The following is a 7,223-nucleotide window of genomic DNA, read 5'->3' as shown; positions in this document are numbered from 1 at the left end:
ATCACCGGCTTCAGGCGGACCATCGGCGACGCCAAACTTCTTCTCCATGCGGAACTCCACGAGGATGTCCTTCGTGAATTTGCCGAGGATCGCACCCGCCGCGATCAGCACCGCAACGCCACCGGAGCCATCCGGCCGCGTCTTCAAACCGGTGCAGGACGTGACGGCGGGTCGTCCAAAGCCACCGCCGCCGTGACGGCGCGGTAGAGATCAAGAGCCTGTGCGGCGTTGTCCGGCGTACCGACATCGAGCGGGTGGGAGAAGCGCGTAAAAAAGCCAGCCATCGAAGATACGTCCAAAACGAAGACGTGCGGCGCGATGACCGGCTCCTCGCCTGCCGGGTCTCGCCGCGCTCCCGGCCAAGCTCTCCCTCCCCTGCCGCACCACCATAAATAAGGAGATATTATACTTGCCAAACCCACCCACTATGGGTAGTGTTCGGCTCAGAGATTGAAAGGGAGTGAGTACGGTGGCGGACGCTGTGGGAGTTCAAGTTAATAAAATTAGCGGATCGTCTGCGTCAGAAGACGGAAACGGCATTCTTCTTGGGTTCGATGTAGGGCAACCCGCGCCGCTCAACCTGATTCTTGAACCAGATCGAGCTATTGATTTGATGTCTTTGATTGCTGCGGCGGTTGGTCAGGCCGCTCGAAATCGGAGCGCTGACCCGAACGTGAAGTATGTGTTCCCTGTGGAATGGTGGGAGGTTGGACAGCAAGAAGGAACCCAAATGGTCCTTTTTTCGTGGAGGATGCCAGGGGGATTGGAGATGAGTTTCCAAATCCACCGCGACGCAGCTCAGCGAATGCACGAAACACTTGGCGCGATCCTTGGCGTAGGTCAAACCACTGCCCCCCCCCGAAACAATACGGCATTAGGACAATTTTCGAGTTCTGACATACCGTTCTCCACATACAGAAAACCCCGGATCATTCCGGGGTTTTTTCGTTTTTAGGCTTTGCTGATGGTCTGGGCTTTGGTTTCGCTAGGGCGCGCAATTTATCATCAAACGCCGCCTCGTCCTCGTCGCATCCGAGTTCGCGGGCAGCTTCTTTAAAGCGGTCCGTTTGTGTTTTACAAGAAGAATCTAAGTTTTCTTTAGGCATAAACGTTCTTTTCAAAATGCCGTGAAGCATTAACAAAAGGAATCACTTGATCGGTTGCGTCAGCCAGAAGTTTTCTATCTTCGTCTCTAATATCTGACTGATCATCGTAAACTACGTCGTTCAAAACCATTGGACTTGCTTTTTTTATATCAAAAAGCTCGGCAAAACTTGGTAAAATCGCGTTTCTGTTTACAACAGGCATAATGTAAGCGATCGGCTTTTCTTCATTTTGATCAAGTATTAAATGGGGAATACGGTATGATCTACCGCTAGCGCCATATACCTGCTCATTTGAGCGAAGCCTGCGTCCGATCACTCTTTTCAACATATCTGCGACAACTTCTCGGAATTCATTTTCCGGATGACGTCGGATATCAAGGGCCTGATCAGCGATAGCGCGCGAAACATTCGCGACAACGACGCAAGCGATCGCCACTTGGTCCTCCGCACACAGTCGGCTTACGCGATCATTTTTAAAATCACACCCATACTTAGCGGCTACGGCGCTTAATTTCTGGGCAGCAGATTTTGACGTCTTGCCGCCGTACGCAGCAAAGCTCATGGCACCAAAGCCCGCATCATGAATGACGCACCCTGCGCCATCATGCGTCACGAAAACGCGCACGCTTTCGCCGCTTGGGTAAACCAAAGGTAGCTCAATCTCAATGCCTAGATTTGTGGACTGAGCCACAACTAAGGATCTGATCTCCCTCTCAAGCTGCTCTGGAGCGATTTTACACATCGAAATTGAACCCGTGGTTTTCGCACCGAAACGGTGGTTTTACGTATTTATGAAACGAAGTAATTCTACCGCGTTTCAAAAATTCGTCAAGCCAAAAGTGATGAGGAAGCGCACGATTATCAGAGACTGCATGATTGCCCGGCCACAAATGCCAATGAGTACCAATAGTCCTAACTCTCCTTAAGTTAATAAAGTCTGTATGTGATCTATTCGGTTCAACATCTAACCTCAATATCGGAATATTCTGAAATGATAAGCAAAAACTATACTTAGGTGGGAGTTTGCTTACGTGTGCTGTTATTATAACTCGTGCCAAAATTCGTCCATCTGAAAACCTCAACACTGGGGCGGTAGCGCGCGCATAATCCTTTCGCCGAGACTTCCAGCGAAAGCCATGCTTCAAGCTTTTTTCTTCCTTTAGAAACGCTGAAATCGCCTCGGGAAAATCATCCATTTGGTGATTTTTGCCGTTTATGCTGAAGCAGGCCCCCTATAGGTCAATCTCTTGCCGACGACGCCTTTTAAAGCATTGTCAGCGCGTCGCGCATCATCGACGCCAAGCCGCACGCGGTTGTTGTACCGAAAATCAAACTCGTTGACGTAGCGATGAAGGTGTTTCTCGCTGCAATGCTGATAGATGCCCTTCATGCCGCGCTTGAACACGCTGTAGAAACCTTCAACCGTGTTGGTATGCACCACACCGCGTACGTATTCGCCCCTCCCGTGGTTCGTAAAATCGTGCTCCGTAAAGAACTTGCCGAGGTGGGCATACTGGCCAGCTTCGTCGGTCATGACATGCGTGCCGGACGCAACGTTTGCCTTGATGATCGGAAGCAGATTGGCGGCAGCTGTTCCGCTCACATGAAAAGAGCGGCTACCCTTGCCGCGTTCAACCAGTGTCAGGACGGCATTCTTGTGGGCATAGCCGCGCTTCACTTCCGCGCCCTTCTTGTTGCCGATAAAGGTTTCGTCGATCTCAACGATAGATCCGGGGCCGCCCATAATCGGCAACGTATCGGCGCGCATTGCCTCGCGAAGCCGGTGAGTGACGAACCAGCCAGTTTTGACGGTGACGCCGAGGGTTCGCGCCATTTGGTTGCTGCTGATGCCTTTCTTGCTGGAGCACATCAAATAGGTCGCCTGTAGCCACATATGCAGTTTGATATGGCTGCTTTCAAAAACGGTGCCGACCGTTGCGCGGAACTGCTTGCGGCACTGATAGCATTTTTTCAAGCCCGGACGCGTTGCCGCGCCCTTCATCGTGCCGATCCGGCCAACGCCGCCACAATGCGGGCAAACCGGACCATTTGGCCAAATGATGCTTTCCAGCTTCGCGTAAGCGGCTTCTTCATTCTGAAAGTAGGGCTGGTTAAGGACGCTGGTCATTGGCCGATCTCCGATTATGGGATCAGCCTACATCTTGTGTGTGGGTTTGGCAAGTATAATATCGCCATAAATAAAGGGCCCGGCACCGCGCGCCGGACCCCTTGATCTCTCTGGACGGAAACTACGCGCTCATTCTGGTAACGGATCGACGAGCCGGTAGGCCCGGTTCTTGATGTCGGGAATACGATAGAGGCAGCTCGAGCCCGGCGCGCGGAAAAGCACCGTCCGGGGGCGGCGCGGATTGGCAGTCACCGCCAGCCGAACGACGCTGTTGCCATCGGCGAACGCGATCGGTTCGTCGAAGACGATCGTCTGGCCGGCGCGTGGGGCTGGTTTGGCCTGTCTCGCGCGACGGGCGGCGGCGTTGGCGCGGCAGTCAGCCCGCCATTGCCGCGCATATTCGCTGTCGGTCGGCGTCAGCAAATCGAGGATCGGCTCCGGGCAATGGCGTTCGTGTGGCCCCATCGATTCTGCCATGTCCCTGTAACCGAAAATGTAGCTTTCCCGATCGCGCACATTGTGTCGGACGAGGCAAACGCAGGCCCAGACTTCGCGTTTGGCGGTGGCGGTGCGAATGTGTTCAATGGCGGCATAGTAGACGCGCCTCCCGACAAGTGCCGAGCGTAGCACGGTCGAGACGGTGTCCGGACGCGTCCAGGTGAACTGGGCGTCGAGGTATTGGCGCGGGCCGGAATGACCCTCGAGGGATTTCATGTAGAGCCAGCCCATGGCCGTCTCCTTTCGATGGGGATGAAGCCGGTGCGCCTGGTGACGGGCGCGGCGCCGTGAGGAAGGAAAATTTCCGGCGGTCAGCTCGCCGTGGCGAGGCGTTGCTCGGCCTCGCGGATCGCGGCCAAGGCCGCCTTGAACACCGCGGAATCCTGTTCCTCGGTGAGGTTCGTCCGTTCGACCGTGACCAGGCAGCCAGCGCGGATATCGGCGCCGGTGATGGCATCGGTGGCGATCGCCGTCAGCGTGTCATCGCTCTCGATGATGCCGGGAATTGCGGCGCGGACGCTCTGTTCGCTGAGCCGCAGCAGTACATGTTCGCCAAACCCAGGCGCAGTCATGATGGGGCCATGTTCGGCCTCGTCGAGGAGGTCACACAGAATGTCGTCGGTGCTCTTGCCCTTGATGGCATCGGCGGTGATGAGCGCGGCCATGCCGCCGAAACCGTCGGGCCGCATCTTCGTGCAGGTGAAGGCGGAAACGACTGTCACGTGATCGAGGGTGCTGGATCGGCGGACGATGCCCTGCAGGATGAACTCCCATGATGTCAGGCTGAGGTCGAGTTGGACATGGGCAGCGTTGTCGTCGAGGTCCTTCAACTGTTCGCGCACGAAGGTGGCGGCTTCGCTGTCGATGCCATCCGACGCCGCAAGCGCCATCCGCACGGACTCGATCGGTAATTCGATCTGATCGCACGGCGACGTCGCCGCGAAGAAATAGAGTCCCTCTCCGTCCGGTTCGCTGTCGAAGACCTGCGTCAACAGCAATCGTTCGAGCGGAGTCATGTCGGCGTTGGGAATCGTCGGTTGAACGACCGTCGGTGAAAAATATTCGGTCATGTCGGATCTCCGGAAATGCGAAAGCCCGGTGTGAGGACCGGGCTTTTGCGATGGAATGAATGGGTGAAGAGGACGTGGACGGCTCGAGCCGCCTCGCAGATCCGCGTTATTCGGCGGCGAAGGCGTGTGGCAGGGGCTCGTCGGTGTTGGAACTCGCCTCGTTCTCGCCTGCGAGGAAGGCCGGCAGTGCCTTGGCCTCGCTCGCAACCTCTCGGGCCGGCTCGACGCTGGGTTCGGCGCCGATCGGGCGCAGCGGCTCGGGCAGCCAGCCGGTGCCATCGAGCAGCCGTTCTGCCTCGTTCGCCATGTCCGGCTTCTTGAGATGGTCGACGAGCTGTGTCGCCGCCTCGCCCTTTGCCTCTCGCACGGCCTCTAGAATACGCGCCTTGGTGACCCGGCCGAGATAATTGTCGACCGTCGGTCGCCATCCCGCCGCAACCATATCGAGGCCGACGGCCTGGGCGAGCCGATCGCCATGGGCGACGGCATCCGGCCGGCGATGCCACGGCTCCTTCACGACATTGACTGTCAGGCCGGCGCAATGGGCGAACAGGTTTTCACGGCTGTCGCCGTCGAACGCCATGAGCACATCCCAGAGACCAGCAGGATCTTCGGGCAGTTGCCGCATCCAGGTTGCATGACGCGCGTCGACCGCTTTGGCCGAGGTGGTATCCGCAAGGCCGGGCGCCTGGGCGCTGAAATTTGCGCTCTTCGCGCTGATCTCCAGGCAAGTATGGGGTGCATGACAGTAGAAGCTCTGCAGGCACAATGCATGCAGGACCGCGATGAAGGCCGTGCCCGGATCGTTGGCGAGCGCATCTCGCAACGCCAGCGTCCGGTGGGCGGTCAGCTCGGTAACGAGACGGTCGGCCAGCGGCTTGATGCCGTCGTCTTCGGCGATTTCGGCATCGGGCGCCACCTCGCCGCCGGTGGCCATCACGGCAGCCCGGACGGTGTTATCCGTGGCGTCACTGGCAGGCGCATCGCCATCGGTCCCACCGTCGGTTTCCGCTTCGGTGGCGCCGGGCGTCTCGTCTTCCGGCCGAACATAGCCGCGCTCGATCCGCGATCCGCCATCGCCGTCGATGCTGAGAAACACGCCGGCACGGGCGATGTCGGCCGGATCGTAGACCACCGGGCGGTTGTCGAAGGCTTCGAGCTCGGTCTCGATCTCGCCGAGGCGCTGGTCGATCACGTCGGGCAGTTCCTCGGCTTCCGCGTACTCCGCTTCGAGCTTGCCATACTCGGCGCGCAGCGCATCGTAGCGAACCTGCTCGTCCCCGGTGAATGCAACGGTCTGCCCAGTGAGACGGCGCAGGCGGGCGGCATGGCCATAGGGGAACTCGATCCCGATTTCGATCCATTTCCACCCCTCGGCACGGATCGCGTCGGCCTCGGCTGCGAGTTTCTCGGTGACGAGCCGGTCGAGCAGTGCCGTATCCTGCAGCCAGCCACCCTGGTCGTGCTCGAACAGATCACGCATCACCACGCCGCCCGCTGTCTCGTAGGCAGCGACGCCGACAAACTGGGCCCGCTTGTCCGAGGCGCGGATCGCAGTCTCGGTGAGGTGACGGCGGATGGCATACGGTTCCTTGTTGTAGGACCGCGCGAGCGCCTCCCACACCTGCTCCTGGCGCGCATGGTCGTTGGTGACGGTAAACGCCATCAGCTGTTCCAATGTCATCACGTCGTCGGCGTAGCGATCGAGAAGCCTGGGCGAGACGGCGGCGATCTTGAGCCGCTGTTTTACCACACTGGGCGCGACAAAAAACCGGGCCGCGATCTCCTCCTCACCGAGCCCTACATCGCGCAGGGTCTGGAAGGCACGGAACTGATCGAGCGGATGCAGCGGGGCGCGCTGGACGTTCTCAGCAAGCGAATCCTCCTCCGCGATCCCGCTCTCGCGCACGACGCAAGGCACCGGCTGGGTCTTCGCCATGCGCTTCTGTTTGACCAGCAACTCAAGGGCGCGGAACCGGCGGCCGCCGGCCGGCACTTCGTAGATGCCGGTTTCCACACCGCCGGCGTCGCGCACCGGGCGCACACTCAGGCTTTGCAACAGGGTGCGGCGAGCAATATCCTCCGCCAACTCGCCGATCGAGATTCCGGTCTTCACGCGGCGGACATTGGCCTGGGACAGGACCAACTTGTTGAAGGGTATGTTTTCGGACCGGCTCAGGACGATTTTGGGATCGGTGTTAGCCATGGGGCAATCTCCAGGACAGGCCGGCCGGAGCCTCTCTCGGCCTCCAAACCCGTCAGCCAAACCCCTCCGTCCTCTTCCTTTTATGGGGTGGGTCAAGAACCGCGTTTCCGGGGAAGGACGACGGCTGAACGGCCCCCGCCTGTATCCAAGGCGCGCACGATCGGCGCCGGCGAAGCCGGCGTGATGGCGTTGGCAACCGACCGGGGCAGAGCGTC

Annotated in this window: 8 protein-coding genes; all 8 read right to left on the bottom strand. The window is 58.8% G+C overall.

Features of this window, described 5'->3' with window-relative positions:
- Positions 1-143: 143 nt before the first annotated feature.
- Complete coding sequence (locus tag AiwAL_RS19525; protein WP_262313410.1) at positions 144-284, bottom strand: hypothetical protein; 141 nt, start codon at positions 282-284, stop codon at positions 144-146.
- A 236-nt stretch (positions 285-520) separates the two neighbouring features.
- Complete coding sequence (locus tag AiwAL_RS19520; RefSeq protein WP_262313409.1) at positions 521-844, bottom strand: hypothetical protein; 324 nt, start codon at positions 842-844, stop codon at positions 521-523.
- Positions 845-929: 85 nt separating this feature from the next.
- A complete protein-coding gene (locus tag AiwAL_RS19515) occupies positions 930-1,106 on the bottom strand; it encodes a hypothetical protein (protein ID WP_262313408.1) in 177 nt (58 codons plus the stop codon).
- Complete coding sequence (locus AiwAL_RS19510; protein ID WP_262313407.1) at positions 1,099-1,848, bottom strand: hypothetical protein; 750 nt, start codon at positions 1,846-1,848, stop codon at positions 1,099-1,101. Before AiwAL_RS19510 ends, AiwAL_RS19515 begins: the two co-directional genes overlap by 8 nt.
- A 471-nt stretch (positions 1,849-2,319) precedes the next feature.
- Positions 2,320-3,234: an IS1595 family transposase gene (locus tag AiwAL_RS19505; protein WP_262313406.1), complete on the bottom strand. Its 915-nt coding sequence runs from the start codon at positions 3,232-3,234 to the stop codon at positions 2,320-2,322.
- A 129-nt stretch (positions 3,235-3,363) separates the two neighbouring features.
- Positions 3,364-3,963: a DUF6927 domain-containing protein gene (locus AiwAL_RS19500; RefSeq protein ID WP_262313405.1), complete on the bottom strand. Its 600-nt coding sequence runs from the start codon at positions 3,961-3,963 to the stop codon at positions 3,364-3,366.
- Between the two features lie 80 nt (positions 3,964-4,043).
- Positions 4,044-4,802, bottom strand: coding sequence for a hypothetical protein (locus AiwAL_RS19495; protein WP_262313404.1), 759 nt, complete (start codon positions 4,800-4,802; stop codon positions 4,044-4,046).
- Positions 4,803-4,908: 106 nt separating this feature from the next.
- Complete coding sequence (locus AiwAL_RS19490) at positions 4,909-7,008, bottom strand: ParB/RepB/Spo0J family partition protein (protein ID WP_262313403.1); 2,100 nt, start codon at positions 7,006-7,008, stop codon at positions 4,909-4,911.
- Positions 7,009-7,223 lie beyond the last annotated feature (215 nt).

Source organism: Acidiphilium sp. AL (assembly GCF_025499445.1).
GTDB classification, from domain to species: domain Bacteria; phylum Pseudomonadota; class Alphaproteobacteria; order Acetobacterales; family Acetobacteraceae; genus Acidiphilium; species Acidiphilium iwatense.
The sequence above is the reverse complement of the archived record's forward strand: the minus strand, read 5'-3'. Positions and strand labels throughout refer to the sequence as shown.